The organism is Chryseobacterium amylolyticum, assembly GCF_051011775.1.
Classification (GTDB): domain Bacteria; phylum Bacteroidota; class Bacteroidia; order Flavobacteriales; family Weeksellaceae; genus Chryseobacterium.
The window spans coordinates 745,448-769,345 of record NZ_JBPCHX010000002.1 but is presented as its reverse complement, the minus strand read 5'-3'; the positions used below and the strand labels follow the sequence as shown (position 1 = coordinate 769,345).

The following is a 23,898-nucleotide window of genomic DNA, read 5'->3' as shown; positions in this document are numbered from 1 at the left end:
GGATGTTAAAAGGAGTATATTCCGAGCCCAATTCTTCTGTAGCCCAGAATAATTATTTTAATGAAGAGCTTACTTATGATCTCAATGGAAATATTAAAACCTTAAAAAGATTTTCAGTGCCTGTTTCCGGGGGAACTATCGCAGAGAAGATTGATGATCTGGTCTACAACTATCAGAATGGGGACAAAAGTAATACCCTGGACAAAATTACCCTTCCTCCCGGTGTCATTAACAACAGTTCAGGATATAATGCTTTGCAGGGAACCATGGCCTATAACCTTAATGGGAATATGACGGATCATCCTGATAAAAAAATGAAGATCAGTTACAATTACCTGAGTCTGCCCAATAGTATTGCAGTTAATGCAGGGATAATGGATAGCTCTACAACCAGCTACACCTACAGGGCAGACGGAACAAAAGTCTCTAAAACATACAGTAATAACGGGTCCATAGAAACCAATTATCTAGACGGTTTCCAGTATGATAACAGACATGCCTATGATACGTCAGCCTCTCTTTACACCGTTCCGGTATTGAAATTTGTACCTACCTCAGAAGGGTATTATGATTTTACGGAAAATAAGTATATTTACAATTACACGGATCATTTAGGCAATATAAGAGTGAGCTATAAGAATAATGGTACTGCACTGGAGGTTATTGATGCCAATAACTATTATCCTTTTGGGTTAAAGCACCAGAACGGAACTATTGTACCGGTTCCTTTTGGAGGAGTTCCGTATAATTACAAGTACAATGGTAAAGAATTGCAGGAAACAGGGATGTATGATTATGGAGCAAGGTTTTATATGCCTGACTTAGGACGATGGGGTGTGGTGGATCCGCTGGCAGAGAAAGACAGAAGATGGACGCCATATAGATATGCCTATAACAATCCAATCAGATTTATAGATCCTGATGGAAGATTAGAAGATTGGGTAGGGACAACTGATGAAAATGGAAGTACAACATGGCACTGGGATGATAAGATAAAAAGTGCATCACAAGCAGCAGCAGCAGGCTATGATAGTTATTCTGATGGAAAAACGAATAATACATATACATCTATTTCAGGATCAGAAGTAACTTTAAAAGAAAATGGAAACTGGTCTGAGGATTTCACTAATGTTAATAGAGAAAGATTAGGAACAGCCATTAATAATTGTACAGCATGTAAGCAATTAGAAGGTGTTGAGAAGGCATTATTTATAGGTGTTCCATTAGCACTAGCAACAGGAGGAACTGGAGGTTTTGCTTTGTCAGGAGAAATCACTATAGGATCTTTTGCAGCTAAGTCACTTACTGATGCTTCAGTACAGGCAGCAGCAAATTTTACAACTAATGGTGGGAACTTCATGGAGGCTGTACAGAATATAAATTTAACACAATCTGCTTTATCGGGGATAGGAATGAGCCCGGTAGGTAATGCAGTTATTTCAACTGCTGTAAATATTAATATGTCAGATAGTAAAACAGTATTTACAGGTGGCGTATCTGCTAGAACTTACATGATTCAAGCATCAATGAGTGCTGCAGGAGGAACATTGGTAAATAAAATAACTGGCTCTTCAGCTTTTCAACAAGCTGTAACTCAAAAGACTTCAGGTTTAGGACAAACAATAGGGACAGCTGTTTCACATATATATACGAGTGGTCCTGATTATACAAGAGCAACTATTCAAAATAAGATACAATGATAAATAGGTTATTAGCTAAACTAAATTATTATATTTTTGAAAGAAAATCAAAATGGAACTATTTAATCATTATGATAATGGTTTCTCCTTTATTTATTTATATATATAATAAACAATCTCCTGTTAAAGCTGGTAATTACACAATTGGGTATGCTACAAAAATGTATTGGCCAATAATATCCTATAAAAGAATTAGATTTAATTATAGTGTAAATGGTAAAAAATATGAAACTACAAACATTTATGCACAAGATTCTGAAGTAAAAATACCAGCAAGATATTTGGTACAATTTTCTTTAGAAGATAATTCATTTTCTAACATTTATCCAAATATTCCTATTCCTGATAGTATCCAGAAATCTCCTCCAGGGGGTTGGGAAACATTTCCTGAATGGGCAAAAAAATAATTAGAAATGAAAATTTTACTTACTAGGTTAGTGTATCTTTTGTAGTAGAGGATAAAAACAACCAAACATTTTTTTAAAGTTACAATAGAGCTTCAGTTAAATCAGAGTGGGAATTTTCCCATTCTGATTTGTTTTTAGGTTTTTAATTGCATTATTTCTCACGTGCAATTGGGTTGAAATATTATAATTCATATGAGGTCTTAAATTATTGTAAAATAAATTGGTTGATCAAATTGTCGTAAGAAGTTTTTAAAATATTCAAACATATCAATTAGTCCAAACTCATATTTCAGAATACCTCTACTACGCAAAGTCTCTTGATTGTGAGCACACATTTTAAATTTAATAAATTGTCATGAGAGCAATTATATATTTATTAAAATCTTGTGGAATTATCATAGTGATTGATATTTTATATAATATTATAGTTTTTCATCAATTAAAATCATCTAACAAGATGCAACCATCGGAACAGCCCACTCTACCTTGATGAATAAAGGAGAAAGTTTTACCAGTATAGAACTTAAGATTAATTTTTTCCGTCCAACATGGAGAGATAAGCTTACGGCTCATGCCAGGCCGATACTATCCGGTAAAACCATCACTGTCTATCATTGCAAAATAACCAATACCGAAGGAAAACTGGTAGCAGCAGTAACCAGCACTGTTATGGCCTTAAGAGGAGACAAGGCAAAAGGAAGATAATTGGCTATTTTAGTAATAAATAACCCCTTACAATTGTTATAATGGTATGAAAACAATTGTGCTTTTACTCCTTTTTATCACTTCTCTGAATGTCGTTTCCGCTCAGAATAGACCATCTGAAGGTTACTTTGAAACCTCAGATCATGTAAAGATCAAATATAAAGTCTCCGGAAAAGGAGAAACCTGCATTTATATTCCAGGCGGTCCGGGACAGGGATATCCATCTTTTGAACTGATGAGAGGAAACAACCTTGAAAAAAATATACGGATGATTTATATGGATCAGCGGGGTTCCGGAGCATCCGGTACATCGGATAACTATCATCTTGATAAAATGATTCAGGATATTGAAGAGTTGAGACAGCATCTGAAATTGGAAAAGGTATTCTTACTGGCTCATTCCTTTGGCGGAATCATAGCCGTTAATTATGCAAAAAAATATCCTCAGCATACCAAAGGAATCATTCTGGCCAACGTTACGCTTCATTTTCTGAATGACGAATCCGTCAAAGAACAGATTGAATATGGAAACAGTCTTCTACAGGCAAAAAACAGACCTGTTCCTAAAGACAGCCTTTCTGCAGAGCTTTCTAAAATCAGCAGTGCATTAAGAAAAAAAAGAATCGGGTACAAATTCCTTACTGAAGATATAGAAACCATAAAACAGATGGATAAAACAGATTCTCTCCATCCCCGTATCATCGACTTCGGAATGGCGGTGATCTCAAAACCCAAAGATTTTCCTGAATATTATGCTGATTATGCACCCATAACAAAAGACATCAAAGTCCCTGTACTGACCATCACCGGAAAAAAAGATAAGGCAGTCGGAACCCAACATTATAAAACCTTTCAGTTTACCAATCAGAAAGTAGTTTCCATTGATGGCGGACATCTTTTGTATTACGAAAAAAATAAAGAATTTGTGAAGGCTGTAACTCACTTTGTGGATACAATGAAATAAATTATATACCTATAATTTTAAATGAAATTTTCGGCGCGGCCTCCGGCCGCGCCGAAAATTTCCCAACATTCAAATACTCATAAACAAATCCGGCTGTTTCAATTTTGAAACAGCCGGACTTTATCTATTTTAATTCCTGCTTAAAAGCTGGTAAATATTAGAATTTAAGATCTCCGTTCACTTCTCTTACCGCATTAGCAGCTTCAGCAAATTTCAATTGCTCCTCAGCAGTCAATGTTACGTTTACGATTGATTCTACTCCGTTAGCCCCGATGATAGCCGGAACACCTAAGCAGATATCGTTTTGTCCGTATTCACCTTCAAGCATTAAAGAACAAGGGATCATTTTCTTCTGGTCACATGCAATTGCCTGAACCATTACAGAAACGGCTGCACCTGGAGCATACCATGCTGAAGTTCCTAATAATTTGGTAAGAGTAGCTCCTCCTACTTTAGTTTCTTCGATTACATATTTTTGTTGCTCATCGCTTAAGAACTCAGTTACAGGAACACCATTTCTTGTCGCTTTGCTCAATAATGGAAGCATACCTGTATCACTGTGGGCAGCGATTACCATACCGTCAACATCAGAAATCGGAGCTTCTAATGCTTCAGCCAATCTGTATTTGAATCTTGCAGAGTCTAATGCACCACCCATTCCGATGATTTTGTGCTTAGGAAGACCTGAAGTTTTGTGAACAAGGTAAGCCATAGTATCCATTGGGTTAGAAACCACGATGATGATTACTTCCGGAGAATGTTTTACTAAGTTTTCAGTAACTTCTTTCACGATACCGGCATTGATACCGATCAATTCTTCTCTTGTCATTCCAGGTTTTCTTGGAATCCCTGAAGTGATTACTGCCACGTGAGAACCTGCAGTTTTGCTGTAATCTCCTGTTGTACCCGTAATTTTTGTATCAAATCCGTTAAGAGATGCTGTCTGCATCAAATCCATTGCCTTACCTTCAGCAAACCCTTCTTTAATGTCTACCAAAACTACTTCTGAACAGAAGTTCTTCATTGCGATGTATTCTGCACAGCTTGCTCCTACAGCGCCTGCACCTACCACAGTTACTTTCATATTGTTACTTTTTAAATTATTTTTTTGTTAGTTAAGTTTAAATTTGAAACTCCCCAAATTTAACAATTCCTGAAAAATTGCGCAATTTTTCAGAAATTTAATTAGAATTAAATGAATTAATTGACGTTCAGTAAAAACGTATAGAGTTTTTTTGCCCCGGAAAGCACTTCGTTATAGTTTTCTTCAGCCACCTCTGTATCCAGAACTTCTTTAAAGTTTTTCCACATAGGTCCTGTATTTTCCTGATAGCAACCGAAAAAATTGAAAGTTACCTCATCGAAACCTGCTGTTTTAGATAGCTGCTTTGCAATAACGTTTCCGCCAAGTGTGGAACCTTCAATCACATACATAGCTCCGAGCGCTTCATGCTCATTGTCAAATTCAAGATCGTGAGAAGCTTCCTGATTTTCCAGGGAGAGGCTCTTCAGGTCTTTTTCGATAAGGGAAAGCTTCTTTCGTGAATCGAGCTGAAGTTTTTCCGCATACTTATCAGAAAGACTGCTGAATATTTTATCTTCACTGTGAAGAAGCATCAGGTAATTGGTATGAATGATTTTTTTATAATCCTCTAAAGTGAAAGTTTTGTTGAAAATCTTTTCAGAATTAAAAAGTTTTTCTGCTGCATCGTGATAGTCTGCCGTATTCTGCTTAAGATATTCTGTTACCATAATAACGTTTTAAAAGTTTCTCAAATGTAAGGCTTTTTAAACGTTAAAATAAAGGAAGTCCCTTCATTATTACTTTCATAATCAACATTTCCGCCTATTCTTTTCATAATACGGTGTACAATAGACAGCCCTACTCCATTTCCTTTAAACTTCTTGGCATTATCCATCCTGTTGAAGATCTTAAACATCTTATGTTTTTCTTCTTCAGGAATACCAATTCCATTGTCAGAAATTCTGTAAATAATGGTCTGTCCATCTTCTGTTCCTTCAATTTCTACTTTAGGAACTTCTTTATGAGAAGAATATTTCACGGCATTATTAATGATGTTCAGAAATACCTGATGAAGCAGTGTTTTATCAGCCAGTACGTCCGGACATTCCTTGATGATGATCTCACTGTTCGGACTGCCGTAGGTCATCTTGGCGTTTTCAGAAATCTTCTCAATCGTATAAACTGTTTTAAGGCGCTCAAGCTGGATTTCACTATATTTTGCACGGCTGAGCTGCAGGACATCATGCATCATTTCCGCCATATTGTCGATTTCCTCAATAATTGTATTGATCTTGGTTTTGCTTTTCCCGGAATCATCCGTAAGATTTCCCAAAAGCATCTGAGCATTCAGTTTCATTACGGTGAGCGGGGTTCCAAGATCGTGCGAAATAGTATATGAAAAACTGTCAAGCTCCTCATTTACCTTTTTAAGCTCATCATTAAGCCTTTTGATCGCATTATAATTTTTATGGGAAGTTTCCAGGATAAGATCTCTTATAGCCTGTACAGCGCTTATATTCCGGGAATTCCATCTTTTCGACTGTCCTTTTATATTTTCTGTAAAAATCCGGAAGGAAGTTCTTGGCGAGATCATTTGTTTTTCTTCCCCGTTCTGAGAAAATACCATTACTTTCTTCTCCGGATTTCCTGCCCAGTTGATATGTTCATCAAATTCTTTCCTGAACCAGACCAGCATTTCAGTTTTCTCTCTTTCGATAAAATAAATAATGATTCCTGCAGCATTTTCAGACAGCCCAAGCTCCTCACCATGATCTTTAAGAAAGCTTCTGCTCACAAAGATGCGTTCAGATGTATTACCAAGAGCCCACTGCACTACTCTGTTAATACTTTCCAGATCCGGCGTGCGGCCATCTGTTACGACATTTTCTTCCGAAACAATAGCAAGTCCGTCTGCTTCGGGTAAATTTCTGATCTCTTCCTTACATTCGATAAGAGAATCAAACAAAATATTATGTTTTAAAAACTCCGTTTTCAGCTGAGACATTCTCTCATTCAGCGCCAGACGGTAATTCAGTTCGCTTTTTGATTTAAAAGAAGAATAAGCGTTCGCAGCAAGGGCTGTAAAAATCCCCGCCTGTACCCTGTCTTCAAGATCAATATGCTTGGGTTCCACATTCTGGCATGTTACCAGCCCCCAAAGGTGATCATCAATAATAATAGAAACACTGAAACTTGATGCGACACCGGAATTTTTCAGATATTGTCCGTGAACAGGTGACATTGCTCTGGACGCTGAGAAAGTAAGATCAATATGGTCCGGGCTTTTGCTCAGAACCGGAACTGTATCCGCATATACATTGCTGAAGATTCTTTTTCTTTTTTTCAGATAAAGATCCCTTGCCTGCTTCGGAATATCAGACTCCGGATAGTGAAGACCCAGAAAGCTTTCCATATTCTCATTTTTCTTTTCAGCAATTACTTTTCCGGAACCGTCCATCATGAATTTATAGACCATCATCCGGTCATAATTTACCACCTTTGAAAGTGTTTCCAGCAAATGATTCCAGAGTTCCTTTTCATTATCTATGACGTAAAAATTATCATATTTATTGGAAATCCGTTTATTGGGATTAATCAGTACCTCTTCAAACTCCAGAAAGATATAAAGCTTACTCCTGAAAACAGAAAAGTGATATTCTTTACCGTTGATAAAAATTTTGTCGAAATAAGTCTCATTACTGCGTCTGGTAAACTTGTCCAGTGAAGTATAGATTTCTGAATCAATAATGCCCTGAAAACTTTCCGGGAAATCAGTAAGCTTTCTTCCGAACAGCTCCTCCGAGTTCCCGATTTTAAATAGATCCGAAATATTCCTGCTAAAAAAAGTAATGGTATGGAGCTCTGCATCAATGCCAATCAAATAGCCAAAACTTTGTATAGAACCCGGAATATGGATAGGCTCTTCATGGCATTCTATAAAATTCATATATCTTTTCAGTCTGTTAATCAAATATAACGATTTTTATTAACAGCTTTCTATTTTGTGGTACTTAATTTCAAACCTCTTTCAACCAGCGTCTTATGGTATATAACGATGATAAAACAGGAGTAAAAAACATATTCAAATATTCTTCTTTTTTTACCTTTTTTTATGTCAAATCTTTAAAATATACAAAAAAAAATCTTACAATCCAATTATCATCCTTTAACTATGATTCATAACATAAATTACATATTATTAACTCTTATAATTATTTTATTTAAACAAATTTTGCTAAATTTATATCACCAAATAATGAATATGATCAAAATACATTGAATTATTAACAAAAAATTCAATATAAAATTTAAATTCAAATAATACTATTATGAAAAAGTTCCCATTAATTTTATTTTCTCTGATTCTCTCTATAGGATTATGGAATCCGTCAGAGGCATGTACAAGAGTTGTATATAAAGGTCCTCAGAATACCGTTATTACAGCACGTTCCATGGACTGGCGTGACGAAATCCCTGTCAACCTCTGGGTACTTCCGAAAGGAATAGACCGCAACGGGCTGGTAGGCCCGAAATCTGTAAAATGGACTGCCAAATACGGAAGCCTTGTAAGCTCTTCATGGGACATTGCTTCAGCAGACGGAATGAACGAAAAAGGATTGGTTGCCAACCTGCTCTGGCTAGGAGAATCCCAGTATCCTAAATTCGATGGGAAAGGAAGTAAAAAGGGAATTGCCATTTCATTATGGGCTCAATATTATCTGGATAATTTTGCCACCGTAAAAGAAGCTGTGGAATTTTCACGTAAAGAACCTTTCGTTATTGTAAGTGATTACATTCCGGGAACAGAAAGGTTTACAACCGTCCACCTTTCTATTTCTGATGCTTCGGGAGACAATGCTGTATTTGAATATATTGACGGAAAACTGGTAATTCATCATGACCCGTCTTATACAGTAATGACCAACTCTCCTATTTTTGAAGAGCAGCTGGCTCTTAATAATTACTGGAAAGGAATTCCGGGAACCGTTATGCTTCCGGGAACCAACCGCGCTGCAGACCGCTTTGTAAGAGCTTCTTACTACATCAATGCGATTCCACAGACTGCAGATATCCGTACAGCGGTAGCCAGTGTCTTCAGCGTCATCAGAAACTGTTCAGTACCTTACGGAATTACTTCTGCCACAGAGCCTAATATTTCTTCAACAAGATGGCGTTCCGTTTCGGATCAGAAAAACCTGGTGTATTATTTTGAAACGGTTTTTACACCGAATACTTTCTGGGTAGACCTTAAAGATTTTGATCTGAGCCTTAAAGGAAAAGTGATGAAACTGGATCTTAGTAACTACCGTACCTACAATGGTAAAACCAATGCAGAATTTAAAGAATCCGCACCATTCACGTTCTTAGGTTTAAAATAGATATTTCACCACAAAACACTTATGCTTAAGCAAAATCTGATCTCTGCAGATGAAGACCTAAGTATGCAGCACTATGACTGAATGTATGATCATTCAAATGCATGTAAGATATATGTGGTAAATGAAATTACAATAAAAAAACAAAAATAGATATGGCCTTTTTTTCAATTAAAAAGAAAAGCCTCATTCTGTGTATGCTTGCCTGCGGGTTAGCTGCCCATGCACAGAATCAGGATTCTCTGAAGACCACCCACCCACAGCAGGAAGACAATATTAAATATCCTCAGCTGCAGATCAAAGGCCTTTTTCAGGCGCGTTATCTTGTAGGGATGAGTAAAGACGTAGATATTAACGGACTCCATCATACCGATGGTTCCGGAACTGATAATAATTTTATGCTCAAATATATGAGGGTTCAGGTTCGGGCCCAGATCAGTAAACGTACAGAAGTTGTCGTACTGGCCAACCTTGCAGACTTTAAAAATGATCCTAAAAGCAGAGTTCTTGAAAATGCTTACCTGAAATATACTTTCAATCCAAAATTAGCGATTACTGTAGGACAGTTCAGACCTTGGTTCGGTATTGAAGAGACTTATCCTATTGATATCATTAAATCTTTAGACTGGTCTAACCAGTATACGGAATTCGGAAAGCTGGGCTGGACAAGTTTCCAGATCGGAATGTCTGCTACAGGACAGCTTCAGCTGGGAGAAATTCCTTTCCAATATGCGGTTTCAGTAGTTAACGGAAACGGAAAGAACCAGATTAATGATAATGACAACGGAAAACAGTATTCCACCCGTCTTGTATTCGGATTATCCAAAAAATATAATTTCAATGTAGGCCTGAATGGAGGTATCGGGGAAGTTTTCAGCAAAAAAGTATATGCTTTGGGAGTAGATCTGAGCTCACTGATTCAGTTTGATCCTAAATGGAGTCTTGACATGCAGCTGGAAGGCAAACAGGCCACCAACCATGTTCTGTATAATTCCATTGCCCCTGAACTGCGCCCTGAGAACCCTGATCAGTACCTGATCCGCGGCGTTTATTTCCTTCCGAATCTGAGATATGAAATCAACCATAAAAATCTCAGTGCCTTTGAACTTTCCTGCCGTTACGAATATCTTGATACCAATTTCAGAATGGCTTCCAACCCAAGACAGACAATCACCCCGATGTTCGGATTGGAATTCCTGAAAAATTACGGCGCAAGAATTCAGCTGGGAGTACAGTTTGACCGTTACAAACATCAGGTGGAAAACACCTCACAATACAACAATAATCTATTTATAGTACAAGTACAGAGTAGGTTTTAAACGATTAAACAGTTAGTATCATGAAAGAAATTAATATTAAAAACGTAGCGATCACATTTGTTGTTGCGTTGATCATATGGTTCATTCCTGCCCCGGAAGGCGTTGCCGAAAATGCCTGGCACCTGTTTGCCATCTTTGCAGCAACCATTTTAGGCATTATCCTTAAAGCAGCTCCAATGGGTACAATGTGTATGATGGCCATCGGTTTCACAGCCCTTACACAGGTGGTTGCTCCTGGAGATGCAGGAAAATCCATTACTAAAGCACTGTCCGGTTTTGGAGACAAAGTAATCTGGCTGATCGGGATTTCATTCTTTATTGCCAGAGGGTTTATCAAAACAGGGCTTGGAAACCGTATAGCTTTTTTATTCATCAGAGTTTTCGGGAAAAGTTCACTGGGGCTGGCCTACGGATTAGGGCTTGCCGATGTTTGTCTGGCACCTGCCATTCCGAGTAACACTGCAAGAGGTGGCGGGATTATCTATCCTATCATGAAATCTATGGCCATAAGCTTTGATTCTGTTCCTGAAAAGCCGGAAACCCATAGAAAATTAGGTTCATTCCTGACTTTAAACAGTTACTACATGAACCTCATCGCTTCTTCTATGTTCCTTACCGGGACAGCCAGTAATCCGATGTGTCAGAAGTTTGCGGCTAACCTTGGTATTGATATTACATGGATGTCATGGGCTGCAGCGGGTTTCATTCCCGGGGCGGTAGCATTCTTTGTGGTTCCTTTGGTATTGTACAAATTGTATCCGCCTGAATTGAAAAAAACAGGGGATGCTCCGAAAATGGCAGCAGAGAAATTAAAAGAAATGGGACCTATCTCCAGAAACGAATGGCTGATGCTGTTAGCCTTCTTTATCCTGCTGGCCCTTTGGATATTCGGCGGAGCACTTTCTATTGATGCCACAACTACTGCATTCATCGGATTGACATTGCTGTTATTAACTTCAGTATTGACCTGGGAGGATGTAAAAGGTGAAAAAGGAGCATGGGACACGATCGTTTGGTTCGCCGTATTGGTCATGATGGCAAGCTCCTTAAATGAACTGGGCTTCATTGGCTGGTTCAGTAACCTTATCAAGGTTCAGATCGGAGGATTGAGCTGGCAGGTAGCCTTCCCTGTTATTATTGTGGTTTACTTCTTCAGTCACTATATTTTTGCCAGTGCTACCGCTCACGTGGCGGCCATGTATGCGGCATTGCTGGGTGTAGGTGTTTCTCTGGGAATTCCTCCTATGCTATTGGCGATGATGCTGGGTTTCATGGGTTCAATTTATGGGGTACTGACTCACTATGGTCACGGTCCGGCTCCTGTATTTTTCGGAAGCGGGTATGTTGATCTGAAAGCATGGTGGCTCAGAGGTCTTGAAATAGGAATTGTTCTATTGATCATTTATATGGTTGTAGGAGGACTATGGATGAAAGTCTTAGGATATTATTAATCAATAAATCAAAAATATGTTATCAACACTGTCAAGAAAAATGCTGATGTGCCTTACAGGACTCTTTTTGGGATTCTTCCTGTTGATTCATTTCCTTGGAAATCTCCAGCTTTTTCTACCACAAGAACAGGCGCACCTTCAGTTTAATGCCTATTCGCATTTTTTATCAGGGAATATCATTATCAAAATAGTTTCTTACGTCTTGTATGCCAGTATTATTCTGCATGCTGTAGACGGGCTGATTATTACTTTAAAAAACAGAAAGTCCGGTGGCAGTTATCAGTCGGACAGACGTGAGAGAGCCAGTACATGGGCTTCCCGAAATATGGGAATTCTCGGAACATTAGTTCTGATCTTCCTGGTGATTCATTTCCAGAACTTCTGGTATATCTACAAATTCGGAACTCCTCCTTTGGATGAGAACGGAAATAAAGATCTCTACATTCTGGTAGTGAATGTCTTTAAAGAATGGTGGTACGTTATCATTTATGTTTTATCAATGATCGCTTTATGTTATCACCTGATTCATGGAATACACAGTGCAGTAAGAACGCTGGGATTATATCACCCCAAGTTCGTACAGTGGTTCAAAACAATCGGAATTACCTATTCAATCATTATCTGTGTAGGTTTTGCATTAATGCCGGTGTATGTATTCTTTACTTATCATTAAAAGGAACAATCATGATTTTAGATTCAAAAATACCACAGGGTCCATTGGAACATAAATGGGAAAATTATAAAAAGAAAGCAAAACTCGTTAACCCTGCCAACCGTAAAAAACTAGACATTATCGTAGTAGGAACCGGACTGGCGGGAAGTTCAATTGCAGCCTCTTTGGGAGAAATGGGATATAATGTGAAATCATTCTGTTTCCAGGACAGCCCGAGGAGAGCACACTCTGTGGCAGCGCAAGGAGGTGTGAATGCGGCAAAAAATTATAAAAACGATGGTGACAGTGTATACAGAATGTTTGTAGACACCTTAAAAGGAGGAGACTTCAGAGCCCGGGAAGCCAATGTATACCGCATGGCAGAATGTTCTCTGAACCTCATTGACCAGGCCGTGGCTCAGGGAGTCCCTTTCGGGCGTGAATATGGCGGATATCTGAACAACCGTTCATTCGGAGGGGTTCAGGTAAGCCGTACTTTCTATGCGAGAGGACAAACGGGACAGCAGCTTCTTCTGGGTGCTTATCAGGCATTGATGCGACAGGTCGGAAAAGGCTCTGTACAATTATTTTCAAGACATGAAATGCTGGACCTGGTCACTGTTGATGGAAAAGCCAGAGGAATTATCGTAAGGAATTTAGACACAGGAGACATCGAAAGACATGCAGCCCACGCTGTAATATTGGCAACCGGAGGTTACGGAAAAATCTATTATCTGTCTACCCTTGCCATGGGATGTAATGGTTCTGCCATCTGGAGAGCGCATAAAAAAGGAGCTTTAATGGCTTCACCAAGCTGGATTCAGGTGCATCCTACTTCCCTTCCGCAATCCGGAGATTACCAGTCTAAACTGACCTTAATGTCTGAATCATTACGTAATGACGGCCGGATCTGGGTTCCATTGAAACAAAGTGAAACCAGACCGCCGAATGATATTCCGGAAAATGAAAGGGATTATTACCTTGAAAGAAGATATCCGGCTTTTGGGAATCTTGCTCCGAGAGATATTTCTTCCCGTGCAGCTAAAGAAAGAATTGATGCAGGCTTCGGAATCGGGCCCTTGAAAAACGCCGTTTATCTTGATTTTTCAAAAGCGATACAGGAACAGGGAAAAGACAAGATCAGGGAAAAATATGGAAATTTATTTGACATGTATCTTAAAATTACAGGATATGATGCCTATAAAGAACCCATGATGATCTCCCCTTCTGCCCACTTCTCAATGGGCGGCCTTTGGGTAGATTATGAGCTGATGACTACCGTTCCTGGGCTGTTTGCTTTAGGCGAAGCTAACTTTGCCGATCACGGAGCGAACAGATTGGGTGCAAACTCACTTCTGCAGGCCTCAGTAGACGGATATTTCATTGCACCTTACACTATCGCCAATTATCTGGCGGATGAAATTCATACCGGAAAAATTTCACCGGATACTCCGGAATTTGAACAGGCTGAAAAAGCAGTTAAAGATCAGATTAATGGTTTTATCAATATCAAAGGAAGCAAAACCGTTGATTATTTCCATAAAACATTAGGAAAGCTCTTGTATGATTATTGCGGACTGGCAAGAAATGAAGAAGGTCTGAAATATGCCATTCAGGAAATCAGAAAACTGAAACAGGAATTCTATAAAGATGTAAGAGTTTCCGGACAGGGCAATAAAATGAATACCGAACTGGAAAAAGCAGGCCGTGTGGCCGATTATTTCGAAATCGGAGAACTGATGTGCTATGATGCATTAACCCGTAACGAATCCTGCGGAGCTCATTTCCGGGAAGAATTCCAGACTCCGGATGGCGAAGCGATGAGAAATGATGCGGAATACCAATTTATTTCTGCCTGGGCATGGAAAGGTGAAAATGGAGAACCTGAACTGATTAAGGAACCTTTAATCTTTGAAGAAATTCAGCCAACGGTAAGAAGTTACAAATAAAAACAGAAAATTATGGATTTACATCTTAAGATATGGAGACAGAAAGACAGAAAAAGTGAAGGAAAACTGGTCCCTTACGACCTTAAAGGGTTGAATCCACACATGTCTTTCTTAGAAATGCTGGACACTTTAAACGAAAAGCTGATTATTGAGGGGGATGAACCTGTAGAATTTGATCACGACTGCCGTGAAGGAATCTGCGGACAATGTGGAATGATGATTAATGGTATTGCCCATGGTCCTTTGAAAAATACAACGACCTGCCAGCTTCATTTACGATCGTTTAAAGATGGGGAAACCATTCTGATAGAACCTTTCCGTGCTGAAGCATTCCCGGTGAAGAAAGATTTAAAAGTTGATCGTTCTGCTTTTGACAGAATTATCTCTTCAGGTGGTTTTGTATCGGTGAATACAGGTCAGGCTCCTGACGCCACTGCCATTCCGGTAACTCACCAGACGGCCGAGGAAGCTTTTGATTCTGCTGCGTGTATCGGATGTGGAGCGTGTGTTGCCACTTGTAAAAACGGAAGTGCAGCCTTATTTACGTCTGCAAAGATTACCCACATGGCACTCCTTCCTCAGGGAAAAGAAGAACGAAGCAAGAGAGTGCTGGATATGGTAGCTCAAATGGATACAGAATTATTCGGACATTGCTCCAATACAGAAGCCTGTGAAGTGGAATGCCCACAGGGAATTTCCGTACTGAATATTGCCAGAATGAATTTCGAGTATAACAGAGCTCTATTTTTCAGGAAGAAAAGTTAATAAAACGGCAAACCGAAATCGTAAAAAGATAAAAGGGAGAATTTATATATTACAAATTCTCCCTTTCTGTTTTAAAAAAATTGGAAAAATTAATTTCCTATACATCCATCATTGCTACTACTCTTGCCGGAGCAGCAGAACCGCCAACGATTTTAAGCGGAAATACACAAATTTTAAATCCGGATGGAGGCAATGCTCCCAGATTTGTCAGCTGTTCGATATGCAGATATTCTTTTTCGATTCCTACGCGATGCCCTTCCCAGAAAAATTCAGGATCATTTATCTCTTTGGCTTTCTGAGCCATATATTTCAGAGGAAGATCCCAGCCCCACTGGTCGATTCCCATTACTTTTACGCCCTGGTCAATCAGCCATTCTGTAGCTTCTTTACTCATTCCCGTTCCTTTTTCTACAAAATCCGGGGTTCCCATCATTTTATCACGATCTGTTCTGATCAGAACAATATTTCCTTCCCGGATGGTAATGCCGTTTTTATTGAGATCTTTTTTCAGATCTTCTACGGTGATGGCAACAAAATCTTCTTTATGGGTACAGTCGATCACAATTCCGTCTCCATAGCACCATTCCAACGGAATCTGGTCTATCGTTTTGGCAGGCTTTCCCTCTACTACAGGGCCATAATGCCAGGGAGCATCAATATGTGTTGTAGCATGAAGCCCCATATTTTTGATGGTGTCATCTGCCCAGCCTGTCCAGTTTTTAGGAAAAAGTCTTGATGGAAGTCTTAATGCAAGACGAATCAGCCAATGTGATTTTCTGTGGGCTTTATGTTTAATTTTCACCCGCATAAACCACGGATCTCCTGCATTGTATTGGATAGGTTTTGTCAGATCGACAATTGTTGTTTTCATATGATTATGTTAAGTAGTTGTTTATCTGAGGAAAACATATTTTTTACTTAAAAATTTTCCGTATAAACTGAGTTGATTTTACCTTATTATTTAAACAAAAATGAATTTATTAAAAAAATGAATTCAGGTATTTTTTTATATGTTAAATAGTCAATTTCAAAAACAGAGTTTTACATCTAAAAAATATTTAATTGTTCTGATGTCTTGTTATCATATTTAGCGGTTTTGCCTTTTTGCTATTTCGCCTTTTTACTCCCTAAACCCCTCTGGGAATCATAATCTTCTTTGGATCATTCTCATCATACATAATCTCAATAGTTCCTTGTTTAGGAATGGAAGAGAGCTTTAGAAAGCTGACAATTTTCTTGTATACCGCAATATGTTCAGTTCCTCTGAAATCTTTAAAACTTACCTGAAACATGATTTGTGGCTGATTATTGACAAGAAGACCTGTCTCACTGACGCTGATGATATGGGCTTCAGCATTTCTCCCTGAAAAAAGAATACGTTCTTCTTTTGTATTTTTTAAAAGCCTGCCGAAAATCAACTGAAAAACCAAAACATAGATGATTGTCATCACACCGCTGAAAATAATCGGATGCATGAATGTCAGAAACCTCCAGCCGAAATCAAAGGATTCCCGCATATAAAAATAATAGTATAGACCAATAACATAAGCAATCAGCAATACAAGAAACACGCTTCTTAAAAGTATTCCAGATGTATTAAATCCTACTTTCTGATCACTTAAAATAAAATAAGGTTCCTGCGATACCTTAGGATTCAGCAGTACTTTTATTTTGTTTCCTACATCAAATCTCTTTTCGTGGGGCTTAGAATCATGAAACATCGTTTTATGTTCTATCACCGTATTGCTGAGATTGGGAAATGAAAGCGTAACCTGAATGAGGTTCATGTTTTTCTTAGCAATGTATTTGAGGAGTCTATAATCAATGATTTTGGCTTCTCTTGGAATTCCGTTCCGAAGAATAGACTTTATCGTATTTTTCTCTTTAAAAGTTGTAATGAAAAGCTTATTGATAAAGAAAATAATCACATATCCCCAAATTAACAAAGAAAAACCGAGATACCCATAGCTTACCGCTAATGAATTTCTCGGTTCTGTTGCCACCTCCTCATTCAACATATACAATAAAATAGGAAAAGGAGCGCAGAAAAAAAAGAGAAAAATTCCCCAGAAAATGATCAGAAATTTCATAGCTGTTATTTTGTAATCAGCAATAAAGTTATGATATTATTATGGAACCGGAGACTTCTTTTTTATACTTCTTTTTCGAAATAAAGCCTGTAATATTTTCCTTTGTCATCCTCACCCATTTCGATTTTCTGACGGTCTCCGTGGATGTAGATATGGAAGTTTTTATCTAATTTAATAATACTTTTAAAGTGTCTCTGCGTCTTTTTTACAGCTGCTTCACTAATCGGGAATTCTTCAGCAATATTCACCTGCATGTCCTGCTCGTAATCTGTTTTAAAATTTACGAAACTTTCAATTACATGCTCATCTCCCAATACTTCACTGGCAAATTCATCAAGCTTAAATTCTTCTTTCTCCTTAAAGAAATTAATAGATTTATTAAGAAAATCTGCCTGGTCTGCTTTGGAAACTTCAAACTCCTGAGGAAGCTGTTTGGTGATATAATCTTTATAAACCATTAAAGCTTCCTGGGTATGAAAATATTCATCGTCACGCTGCTTTACTTTCAGGAAATCTTCAAACCAGTAGTACATATCTCCGTTTTTGTTGTTGTCAACTACGGAAAGTACATATCCTGTTTCTTTATTATTGTTGTAGATCAAAGCCGCTTTATCAATTTTGGATAAACCGATCCCCTGATCTTTTTCAATATCAAATGTTTCTTCTGCAGGATTGATTTTCAGGAAGGATTCTCTCTTTTCTGTTTTAAAGATCCCGATTTTGTCTACTTTATCAGGTCTGTCACTTTCATCTTCAAAAAGTACGATGAAAAGTTCTCCGCTCTGAACCCTTGGGTTTTCTGCAGCTTCAAAAAGATGTTTGGCAATATTCTCAGATTCCCAGATAAACTTGGATTTATCATCAAAAATTTCAGATACCGCACTGTAAACCGGATTATTGACCAGGTAAGTATCACTGTAAAAATGAAAAGTTTCTTCCGATTTGAAAGATCCTAAAAAGTAATCTTCCAGCAATTCTGCCATTCCTTCTTCAAGCTTCAACTCTTCCTGGGAAAGTGTCAGTGAATCTCCGTTGATTTTATTTCCGACTCTGTGTACTATTATTTTTGAAAACATTTTCTGAATATTTGGACTGCAAAGATATTCATTCTTGTCCTTACTGCGAAACTTAAAAATAATATTGATTTTGGGATAACGTAAACTTTATTTTTAACCACAAAAGGCACAAAAGTTCTTATTTTAAATCTTTTAGCACATTTTAGAAGCGCAATGATGCGAACTAAAAAGTTCACTAAAGGTGAAAATCTTAGATTTTCAAAACTTCTGAGTACTTCTTATCCGTGAAGCTGATGACCTTAAATAATTTAACAGTTCAACTCTTTTGTGACTTTGTGATGAGTTTTAAGGCAAGTCATTTGTTTTTTCTCCCATTTTGATAAAAACCTTATCATTTTGACACGCTTTTTTGTTTAAAAAGCCTGGTAACAAGACCACAATATATTAAATATCAACATCTTAATCATATTCTATTTTCAACGGAATACCATTGGCATCATGATTTGAAAACATAGAAAAATGGACTTAAAAACCTTAAACAGACTAGACAAGCTCAGAAGATTAAAAAGCAAAGGCCCGGAGACTCCCAAATGGCTGAAACCTTATCATCTGCTCTTTTTTGCCTTTTTAACCATTTTCATCTTTGGTGCCATCATCAAAATGCTTGAACACAATCCAAATTAAAATATCATATTATGAACTATTTACAAGCCGTAAAGGAAATCACTGACGTGGTTCCCGATTTTGAAAAAGAAGTAAAAGAAATCAAAATTAAAAACTCATACAGCATTATCCGCACCTTCACAGAGCGTATTAAAAATATGATCCGCCAGAATGACAGAAACCTGCTTTTCAGAAGTTTACAGAAAATGGACAAAATATACACTGACGGAGATACGGTATTAAAAAATGCTATTGAAACCACTTTTATCTATTCTCTGGACAATTGCACTGCCTTCTGCAGTGAGGAATACAGAAAAGTGATTTTTAGTCATATTTCTGCCAACCTTCAGAAGGTGTATTCGAGACAAATTTACAGTCACGGTATATAAAGGTTTTGTTACATTTTTCATCCGTTTCATTACAAAGTGTTTAAATTAAACAAAAATAAAAATAACTCACAATCAATAGATTATGAAAAATAAAATCAGAAGGATTTCAGACTGGAAAACCTGGAAAACCACGACTAATAAGCACAATACAGAGATATTACTCACTCACATCGCAGTGATCGTTGGAGTATTTATTTTTGCAGCCTGTCTTTAAATTTTGGTATACATTTCGCTGCAATACAAAGTGTTTGAAAAATTCTTAATTATGATGAAAGTACAAATGCAAACTATTAATCAAAAAATAGCTGTTGAATACTTAAAATTTTTCTATCCGCCACTTCGCAATGAAATCACACAGTTGTCCGTACAGGACAATTTCGCCGGAATCATGCAGGCTACTGTAAATTATCTGAAAAAACTGCTGCAGGAATCGAAGATCAATATCATTGCCCATCACATCAAGCTGATGGACTGGCTTTACAGAAACGGAAATTCCTATGTAAGAACCATGATTGAAAATCTGTTCGTAAGATCTTTTGAAAGTTTCAAAAAACACGCAAAGATCCAGCATTGGAAACTTCTTTATCAATATATGCCTGTAAGTTTCCAGATCATTTATAATGAACAGCAGAAACAGGATCAGATGTATTTTGGAAAATAAATTTTAAACAAAAGCGAAAAGGTGAACTCAATTTACCCTTTCGCTTTTTTTATTTTTTCGCTCTGTTAAAGGGAATTTCCAGCTCACCTATTTCACCATCACGTGCAAAAACCCTATTTTTGTAAAAAATAACCATGAAATATCTTTTTTATACCCCATTGATTTCGCTATCCCTGATCTCATGTGGAAATAATGACAATGTAATTGAAGATCCGAGACCGATTGAAAAAGAGGTGTACCAATTTGATTTCAAAAGTTATGCAGTAAAGGAAACTATTCTTTATACAGGGACATCCGGGAGTAAGACTCATCCTCAGGAATCTTTCTTGAGCAGTTACTGGAGTACCTATCAGCAACCGGCATGGAAGAGAATTGTTCTCGATCTTAAAAATAGCTCTATACAACTGATTGCCGGAAATTCTGCTGATGCGGTCTATAATATCAGAATCAGCAACGATTCCGTATTGATTAATGATAAAGCTTCGAAGAGTAGGTATATAGGTGATTTTAATAAAAAGAGCTCCACTTTTACTTTAAAGAGAACATTGCAGTACATGAAACGTGAACCGAGAGATAACGGTAATGGCCTTACAATTGTTCAGAACGTATCTTTCGGTATGACACAATATGACAATATGTTTGGAATCCTGTTTACCACTCCTTCTGAAATGATAAAATCGGGAGATCAGGTTTTATGGAGTAATATTGAATATTATTATAAATAGCTGCAATCTGCAGGTTACCATATAAAACATCCCCCAAAATGAATCTATTTTGGGGGATTACTTTTCTTTGTTTTATTTCTTCACAAACACTTTCTCTATTGCCTGTGCTTCTTCTTTACTCAATTTTGAAGATTTTTCAATCTTGGCAATGAAAGCCGTTACTTCTTCCGGTGTTGCCGGTGAGCCCAGATTCTCTCCTTTGGCATCAAAAGAATCAGCCAGCACTTCTCCCTTCGGGTTCAGAATCAGCCAGAAAGGAAGCCCTGCATTTTCGCCATTATATTTATTCATCAGCTCTTGTCCGCCAGGATTTTCAAGGCTTTTTTTATCTCCTCTTTCCTGCACATCTATATATGCTGTGACAAACCTTTTGTCAAAAATAGGTTTGGTTTCAGGAAGGTCCATATTTTTCTCCATCATTTTGCACCATTTGCACCATGAAGCATGGAACACCAGTAGAACATTTTTCTTACCAGCTTTAGCTTCCGTAAAAGCTTTATTTACTACAACATCTGCTTTTTCCTGAGCTGCACCCAACTGAAATAACAACAGGGTTACAACGATAATAATTTTTGAATATTTCATTCTGAATTTTGTTTAAGTCTACACGAATTTAGGTATTTAATCGTTCAATTATTTTATTTAACTTTAAATAGTTTATAAATAATGAGGAATAAATATTTTTATGGATTTTTAATCACCTTCAGTTGCATAGGGTATAACGCCCAGGTTTCTGATAAGGTAAAAAAACTGGCACAGCCTTTAGACAATATCTCATATGCAGAGTCACCTAATATTGGAGTTGGAGGTGAAGAAAGCAAGATTTATAACCAATTTAAAAAAATTGCCAAAATAGCAAGTAATGATGAGCTCTATTATTATGCGATGAATGGCAGCAATGCTTTAAAGGTTTATTCCGGCAAAGAATTATTTAAAAGAAATGATAAAAGATTCTTAGATGTCTATACCTTCTATTCTAACCATCCTTTCATCATGAAATATACTCTAGGGTGTGCCGGAGAAAATAAAAATATTTCAGAGCTTTTGAAAGATGAAGTATATTCGGCCCAGAATTATATTTCATTACGGGATCAGTTATTAAAAAATAAAGATAAGCAAGATGAAATATCAAAATTACAACTAAGCCAAATCAAGGATCACGGCTATGGCAAACTTACGGAAGAAAATGTAAACTTAATAAAAAAGCAGTTAGAAAAAATTGATAACGAAAAATCAAAATAAAATTTATCCGTTCAAGTTAATATTCAACTTTTAACAGATCAAACAATGATTGAAATAAGAAAATACTCCAGTCAGGCAGGATATCCTGAACCGCGACGGGTCATCAGATACACCTTATTCTGGTGCAGTCAGGGAAGTGCTGAAATCCTGATCGACGAAAATACTTTCATTCTGAAAACCGGTCAGACCGTAACCATTACATCAGGACAGTTTCATCAGTTAAAATCTGTTGAAGGAGAACTTACAGCCCTGAATTTTACCCTGGATTTTTTCTGTAAAAGCGACAGTGATATTGAGCTTATTTTCCACAACGGGCTTTTTTGCCATTTCGGAATGAATGAAATGATCACCGTACGGCATCCTGCATTTTTCACTGAAACCCTGAATACGATTGAAAAAGAGATTCAGGAACAGCCTTACCAATATCTGATCTCAATCCATTCGCTGGTTGAATTGCTGCTGGTAGAAATCAACCGCAGTAAAATTGCCAATGGTGATGAAATCTGGAAACCGGATGCTTTATTCTTAAAATTCCTTGAAAGTGTAAGAGATCATTTTAAAAACAATTATCAGGTCTCTGATTTTGCTGATCTCCTCGGGACTACCGAAGCCAAACTGAATGAGGTTTCAAAGCTTCATACCAACAAAACTGCACAGAATGTGATCTACAGCCTTACCATTTCTGAAGCCAAAAGACTTTTGATGTATGAAAAACTGACCGTAAAAGAAATTGCTTACAAACTTGGGTTCAATGATCCTTTTTATTTCTCGAACTTTTTTAAAAAACATACTTCACATTCTCCCAAAGAGTATCAGAAAACCGTAAAGGAAATCTAAAACAGTCAGAAAGGGTTTTACTCTAAAAAATAAATAACTTTACAATAACTTTCCGGTTCCCTTCTTCCCTCTCAAATATTACATGCTTTTCCCGGAATTGTCTATTCTTTAGGCAACGGCTTTTGCTGAACTTTGTACTGTAATTAAAACCAAAAAATTATATGTATGAAAACGCAACAGGATATCGCCGTTTTTCTATTAAGAATAGCTCTGGCTATCGGATTTTTATCTGCAGTGGCAAGCAGGCTTAGTCTTTGGGGAGCTCAATCTTCCGGCTGGAAAAGATTTGTAAACTATGCTGCTGAAACGAATTCGTTTTTACCCCAATCCTGGGCGCCTGCTATTGCTGTATTATCTACTACAGCTGAACTTTCAATAGGTATCTTTCTGCTTCTGGGATATCAGTTAAAAAAGACAGCTTTGTGGGCCTCCATTCTTACTTTATTATTTGCTGTTGCGATGAGTATTTCTTACGGCATTAAAGAACCTCTGGATTATTCGGTTTTTGCATTCAGTGCCGGAGCATTTCTATTAAGTACTTTTGCCCGCTACGGATGGAGTTTAGACCAGCTTTACATCAATAACAATTAAAATTTATATATCATGAACACCAACATCCACGATTACATCGTAAAAACAGAGCAAAAAGATTGGCATCCTTTAATTGAAAAAGGGATTCATTATGAAGGTATTTTTGTAAAATCTTTAAAATTTGATCCTGAAAAAAACCGCTCTACCAGCATACTTTTAAAATTTGAGCCCGGAGCCAGCTATCCTTATCATAATCATCCTGCCGGAGAGGAACTATTTATTATGGAAGGTGATGCTGCTATTGCCGGAGCCCGGCTTGAAAAAGGAGATTACCTGTATACTCCGCCAAATTTTAAGCATTCTGTAAAATCTGAGCACGGCTGTATCATTCTTTTTGTAGTACCGGAAGAAGTGGAAATTCTTTAAGACGAT

The 23,898-nt window shown here is 37.4% G+C and carries 26 protein-coding genes and 1 pseudogene; 19 read left to right on the top strand and 8 right to left on the bottom strand.

The features are described from left to right. Both ACR1PO_RS08655 and ACR1PO_RS08650 read left to right on the top strand, forming a co-directional pair. Nucleotides 1-1,700: RHS repeat-associated core domain-containing protein (locus ACR1PO_RS08655; protein ID WP_433986501.1), on the top strand; the 1,700-nt coding region annotated here is incomplete at its 5' end. Continuing rightward, complete coding sequence (locus tag ACR1PO_RS08650) at nucleotides 1,697-2,107, top strand: hypothetical protein (protein ID WP_433986500.1); 411 nt, start codon at nucleotides 1,697-1,699, stop codon at nucleotides 2,105-2,107. The genes ACR1PO_RS08655 and ACR1PO_RS08650, both read left to right, overlap by 4 nt. Before the next feature lie 96 nt (nucleotides 2,108-2,203). Here ACR1PO_RS08650 and ACR1PO_RS08645 read toward each other — a convergent pair. Beyond that, nucleotides 2,204-2,415 (bottom strand): annotated as a pseudogene (locus ACR1PO_RS08645) (IS3-like element ISElsp1 family transposase); the annotation flags it as partial. Nucleotides 2,416-2,572: 157 nt separating this feature from the next. Between ACR1PO_RS08645 and ACR1PO_RS08640 the strand changes: the two are divergent. Both ACR1PO_RS08640 and ACR1PO_RS08635 read left to right on the top strand, forming a co-directional pair. Beyond that, nucleotides 2,573-2,812 (top strand): PaaI family thioesterase, encoded by a 240-nt coding sequence (locus tag ACR1PO_RS08640; protein ID WP_332385233.1) that lies wholly within the window; start codon nucleotides 2,573-2,575, stop codon nucleotides 2,810-2,812. A gap of 46 nt (nucleotides 2,813-2,858) precedes the next feature. After that, entirely contained in the window at nucleotides 2,859-3,776 is a 918-nt protein-coding gene (locus tag ACR1PO_RS08635) for an alpha/beta fold hydrolase (protein WP_433986499.1), read from the top strand. 157 nt (nucleotides 3,777-3,933) lie between these two features. Here ACR1PO_RS08635 and ACR1PO_RS08630 read toward each other — a convergent pair whose 3' ends face one another. The 3 genes from ACR1PO_RS08630 to ACR1PO_RS08620 all read right to left on the bottom strand — a co-directional run bounded on the left by ACR1PO_RS08630 (nucleotide 3,934) and on the right by ACR1PO_RS08620 (nucleotide 7,747). After that, nucleotides 3,934-4,860 (bottom strand): malate dehydrogenase, encoded by a 927-nt coding sequence (locus ACR1PO_RS08630; protein WP_034699354.1) that lies wholly within the window; start codon nucleotides 4,858-4,860, stop codon nucleotides 3,934-3,936. A gap of 116 nt (nucleotides 4,861-4,976) precedes the next feature. Continuing rightward, nucleotides 4,977-5,528 carry a biliverdin-producing heme oxygenase gene (locus ACR1PO_RS08625; protein WP_433986498.1) on the bottom strand — a complete coding sequence of 184 codons (552 nt, stop codon included), beginning with the start codon at nucleotides 5,526-5,528 and terminating at the stop codon, nucleotides 4,977-4,979. Between the two features lie 20 nt (nucleotides 5,529-5,548). Next, nucleotides 5,549-7,747, bottom strand: coding sequence for an ATP-binding protein (locus ACR1PO_RS08620; protein WP_433986497.1), 2,199 nt, complete (start codon nucleotides 7,745-7,747; stop codon nucleotides 5,549-5,551). A gap of 382 nt (nucleotides 7,748-8,129) precedes the next feature. On the opposite strand from ACR1PO_RS08620, the gene ACR1PO_RS08615 reads away from it, so the two are divergent. The 6 genes from ACR1PO_RS08615 (at nucleotide 8,130) to ACR1PO_RS08590 (ending at nucleotide 15,312) form a co-directional block, all read left to right on the top strand. Next, nucleotides 8,130-9,179, top strand: coding sequence for a linear amide C-N hydrolase (locus tag ACR1PO_RS08615; protein ID WP_433986496.1), 1,050 nt, complete (start codon nucleotides 8,130-8,132; stop codon nucleotides 9,177-9,179). Nucleotides 9,180-9,331: 152 nt separating this feature from the next. Next, nucleotides 9,332-10,495: a porin gene (locus ACR1PO_RS08610; RefSeq protein ID WP_433986495.1), complete on the top strand. Its 1,164-nt coding sequence runs from the start codon at nucleotides 9,332-9,334 to the stop codon at nucleotides 10,493-10,495. Between the two features lie 20 nt (nucleotides 10,496-10,515). Continuing rightward, nucleotides 10,516-11,946 carry an anion permease gene (locus tag ACR1PO_RS08605; RefSeq protein ID WP_089690053.1) on the top strand — a complete coding sequence of 477 codons (1,431 nt, stop codon included), beginning with the start codon at nucleotides 10,516-10,518 and terminating at the stop codon, nucleotides 11,944-11,946. Nucleotides 11,947-11,962: 16 nt separating this feature from the next. Then, nucleotides 11,963-12,619 carry a succinate dehydrogenase cytochrome b subunit gene (locus ACR1PO_RS08600; RefSeq protein ID WP_332385162.1) on the top strand — a complete coding sequence of 219 codons (657 nt, stop codon included), beginning with the start codon at nucleotides 11,963-11,965 and terminating at the stop codon, nucleotides 12,617-12,619. An 11-nt stretch (nucleotides 12,620-12,630) separates the two neighbouring features. Then, on the top strand, nucleotides 12,631-14,547 hold the full coding sequence (locus ACR1PO_RS08595; protein ID WP_332385161.1) for a fumarate reductase/succinate dehydrogenase flavoprotein subunit: 1,917 nt from the start codon (nucleotides 12,631-12,633) through the stop codon (nucleotides 14,545-14,547). A gap of 12 nt (nucleotides 14,548-14,559) precedes the next feature. Beyond that, a complete protein-coding gene (locus tag ACR1PO_RS08590) occupies nucleotides 14,560-15,312 on the top strand; it encodes a succinate dehydrogenase/fumarate reductase iron-sulfur subunit (protein ID WP_332385160.1) in 753 nt (250 codons plus the stop codon). Nucleotides 15,313-15,409: 97 nt separating this feature from the next. On the opposite strand, the gene ACR1PO_RS08585 is transcribed toward ACR1PO_RS08590, so the two are convergent. The 3 genes from ACR1PO_RS08585 to ACR1PO_RS08575 all read right to left on the bottom strand — a co-directional run bounded on the left by ACR1PO_RS08585 (nucleotide 15,410) and on the right by ACR1PO_RS08575 (nucleotide 18,478). Continuing rightward, nucleotides 15,410-16,183 carry a cyclase family protein gene (locus tag ACR1PO_RS08585; protein ID WP_433986494.1) on the bottom strand — a complete coding sequence of 258 codons (774 nt, stop codon included), beginning with the start codon at nucleotides 16,181-16,183 and terminating at the stop codon, nucleotides 15,410-15,412. A 256-nt stretch (nucleotides 16,184-16,439) separates the two neighbouring features. After that, nucleotides 16,440-17,402, bottom strand: coding sequence for a hypothetical protein (locus ACR1PO_RS08580; protein ID WP_433986493.1), 963 nt, complete (start codon nucleotides 17,400-17,402; stop codon nucleotides 16,440-16,442). A 62-nt stretch (nucleotides 17,403-17,464) separates the two neighbouring features. Continuing rightward, nucleotides 17,465-18,478: a nucleoid-associated protein gene (locus ACR1PO_RS08575; protein ID WP_332385156.1), complete on the bottom strand. Its 1,014-nt coding sequence runs from the start codon at nucleotides 18,476-18,478 to the stop codon at nucleotides 17,465-17,467. 459 nt (nucleotides 18,479-18,937) lie between these two features. Between ACR1PO_RS08575 and ACR1PO_RS08570 the strand changes: the two genes are divergently transcribed. The 5 genes from ACR1PO_RS08570 to ACR1PO_RS08550 all read left to right on the top strand — a co-directional run bounded on the left by ACR1PO_RS08570 (nucleotide 18,938) and on the right by ACR1PO_RS08550 (nucleotide 20,856). Further along, nucleotides 18,938-19,102 (top strand): hypothetical protein, encoded by a 165-nt coding sequence (locus tag ACR1PO_RS08570; protein WP_241676876.1) that lies wholly within the window; start codon nucleotides 18,938-18,940, stop codon nucleotides 19,100-19,102. Nucleotides 19,103-19,113: 11 nt separating this feature from the next. Continuing rightward, entirely contained in the window at nucleotides 19,114-19,470 is a 357-nt protein-coding gene (locus ACR1PO_RS08565; RefSeq protein ID WP_433986492.1) for a DUF7674 family protein, read from the top strand. Nucleotides 19,471-19,552: 82 nt separating this feature from the next. After that, nucleotides 19,553-19,684 (top strand): hypothetical protein, encoded by a 132-nt coding sequence (locus ACR1PO_RS08560; protein ID WP_332385154.1) that lies wholly within the window; start codon nucleotides 19,553-19,555, stop codon nucleotides 19,682-19,684. A 51-nt stretch (nucleotides 19,685-19,735) separates the two neighbouring features. Further along, nucleotides 19,736-20,131 carry a DUF7674 family protein gene (locus tag ACR1PO_RS08555; RefSeq protein ID WP_332385153.1) on the top strand — a complete coding sequence of 132 codons (396 nt, stop codon included), beginning with the start codon at nucleotides 19,736-19,738 and terminating at the stop codon, nucleotides 20,129-20,131. Between the two features lie 134 nt (nucleotides 20,132-20,265). Then, a complete protein-coding gene (locus ACR1PO_RS08550; RefSeq protein ID WP_433986491.1) occupies nucleotides 20,266-20,856 on the top strand; it encodes a hypothetical protein in 591 nt (196 codons plus the stop codon). A gap of 72 nt (nucleotides 20,857-20,928) precedes the next feature. Here the strand turns inward: ACR1PO_RS08550 and ACR1PO_RS08545 are convergent, their stop codons facing one another. Next, nucleotides 20,929-21,441, bottom strand: a complete 513-nt coding sequence (locus ACR1PO_RS08545) for a thioredoxin family protein (protein ID WP_433986490.1) — start codon at nucleotides 21,439-21,441, stop codon at nucleotides 20,929-20,931. A gap of 81 nt (nucleotides 21,442-21,522) precedes the next feature. Here ACR1PO_RS08545 and ACR1PO_RS08540 point away from each other — a divergent pair, with 81 nt between their 5' ends. The 4 genes from ACR1PO_RS08540 to ACR1PO_RS08525 all read left to right on the top strand — a co-directional run bounded on the left by ACR1PO_RS08540 (nucleotide 21,523) and on the right by ACR1PO_RS08525 (nucleotide 23,892). Further along, entirely contained in the window at nucleotides 21,523-22,098 is a 576-nt protein-coding gene (locus ACR1PO_RS08540) for a hypothetical protein (protein WP_433986489.1), read from the top strand. A 45-nt stretch (nucleotides 22,099-22,143) separates the two neighbouring features. Beyond that, nucleotides 22,144-22,935, top strand: a complete 792-nt coding sequence (locus ACR1PO_RS08535; RefSeq protein ID WP_433986488.1) for a helix-turn-helix domain-containing protein — start codon at nucleotides 22,144-22,146, stop codon at nucleotides 22,933-22,935. A gap of 165 nt (nucleotides 22,936-23,100) precedes the next feature. Next, on the top strand, nucleotides 23,101-23,526 hold the full coding sequence (locus ACR1PO_RS08530; protein ID WP_433986487.1) for a DoxX family membrane protein: 426 nt from the start codon (nucleotides 23,101-23,103) through the stop codon (nucleotides 23,524-23,526). 12 nt (nucleotides 23,527-23,538) lie between these two features. Further along, a complete protein-coding gene (locus ACR1PO_RS08525) occupies nucleotides 23,539-23,892 on the top strand; it encodes a cupin domain-containing protein (protein WP_433986486.1) in 354 nt (117 codons plus the stop codon). Nucleotides 23,893-23,898: the final 6 nt, after the last annotated feature.

What these genes read in the sequence shown, in the direction of transcription:
- ACR1PO_RS08650 (WP_433986500.1), top strand. Translation starts at nt 1,697, where the DNA reads ATGATAAATAGGTTATTAGCTAAACTAAATTATTATATTTTTGAAAGA.
- ACR1PO_RS08635 (WP_433986499.1), top strand. Translation starts at nt 2,859, where the DNA reads ATGAAAACAATTGTGCTTTTACTCCTTTTTATCACTTCTCTGAATGTC.
- ACR1PO_RS08630 (WP_034699354.1), bottom strand. Translation starts at nt 4,860, where the DNA reads ATGAAAGTAACTGTGGTAGGTGCAGGCGCTGTAGGAGCAAGCTGTGCA.
- ACR1PO_RS08625 (WP_433986498.1), bottom strand. Translation starts at nt 5,528, where the DNA reads ATGGTAACAGAATATCTTAAGCAGAATACGGCAGACTATCACGATGCA.
- ACR1PO_RS08620 (WP_433986497.1), bottom strand. Translation starts at nt 7,747, where the DNA reads ATGAATTTTATAGAATGCCATGAAGAGCCTATCCATATTCCGGGTTCT.
- ACR1PO_RS08615 (WP_433986496.1), top strand. Translation starts at nt 8,130, where the DNA reads ATGAAAAAGTTCCCATTAATTTTATTTTCTCTGATTCTCTCTATAGGA.
- ACR1PO_RS08610 (WP_433986495.1), top strand. Translation starts at nt 9,332, where the DNA reads ATGGCCTTTTTTTCAATTAAAAAGAAAAGCCTCATTCTGTGTATGCTT.
- ACR1PO_RS08605 (WP_089690053.1), top strand. Translation starts at nt 10,516, where the DNA reads ATGAAAGAAATTAATATTAAAAACGTAGCGATCACATTTGTTGTTGCG.
- ACR1PO_RS08600 (WP_332385162.1), top strand. Translation starts at nt 11,963, where the DNA reads ATGTTATCAACACTGTCAAGAAAAATGCTGATGTGCCTTACAGGACTC.
- ACR1PO_RS08595 (WP_332385161.1), top strand. Translation starts at nt 12,631, where the DNA reads ATGATTTTAGATTCAAAAATACCACAGGGTCCATTGGAACATAAATGG.
- ACR1PO_RS08590 (WP_332385160.1), top strand. Translation starts at nt 14,560, where the DNA reads ATGGATTTACATCTTAAGATATGGAGACAGAAAGACAGAAAAAGTGAA.
- ACR1PO_RS08585 (WP_433986494.1), bottom strand. Translation starts at nt 16,183, where the DNA reads ATGAAAACAACAATTGTCGATCTGACAAAACCTATCCAATACAATGCA.
- ACR1PO_RS08580 (WP_433986493.1), bottom strand. Translation starts at nt 17,402, where the DNA reads ATGAAATTTCTGATCATTTTCTGGGGAATTTTTCTCTTTTTTTTCTGC.
- ACR1PO_RS08575 (WP_332385156.1), bottom strand. Translation starts at nt 18,478, where the DNA reads ATGTTTTCAAAAATAATAGTACACAGAGTCGGAAATAAAATCAACGGA.
- ACR1PO_RS08570 (WP_241676876.1), top strand. Translation starts at nt 18,938, where the DNA reads ATGGACTTAAAAACCTTAAACAGACTAGACAAGCTCAGAAGATTAAAA.
- ACR1PO_RS08565 (WP_433986492.1), top strand. Translation starts at nt 19,114, where the DNA reads ATGAACTATTTACAAGCCGTAAAGGAAATCACTGACGTGGTTCCCGAT.
- ACR1PO_RS08560 (WP_332385154.1), top strand. Translation starts at nt 19,553, where the DNA reads ATGAAAAATAAAATCAGAAGGATTTCAGACTGGAAAACCTGGAAAACC.
- ACR1PO_RS08555 (WP_332385153.1), top strand. Translation starts at nt 19,736, where the DNA reads ATGATGAAAGTACAAATGCAAACTATTAATCAAAAAATAGCTGTTGAA.
- ACR1PO_RS08550 (WP_433986491.1), top strand. Translation starts at nt 20,266, where the DNA reads ATGAAATATCTTTTTTATACCCCATTGATTTCGCTATCCCTGATCTCA.
- ACR1PO_RS08545 (WP_433986490.1), bottom strand. Translation starts at nt 21,441, where the DNA reads ATGAAATATTCAAAAATTATTATCGTTGTAACCCTGTTGTTATTTCAG.
- ACR1PO_RS08540 (WP_433986489.1), top strand. Translation starts at nt 21,523, where the DNA reads ATGAGGAATAAATATTTTTATGGATTTTTAATCACCTTCAGTTGCATA.
- ACR1PO_RS08535 (WP_433986488.1), top strand. Translation starts at nt 22,144, where the DNA reads ATGATTGAAATAAGAAAATACTCCAGTCAGGCAGGATATCCTGAACCG.
- ACR1PO_RS08530 (WP_433986487.1), top strand. Translation starts at nt 23,101, where the DNA reads ATGAAAACGCAACAGGATATCGCCGTTTTTCTATTAAGAATAGCTCTG.
- ACR1PO_RS08525 (WP_433986486.1), top strand. Translation starts at nt 23,539, where the DNA reads ATGAACACCAACATCCACGATTACATCGTAAAAACAGAGCAAAAAGAT.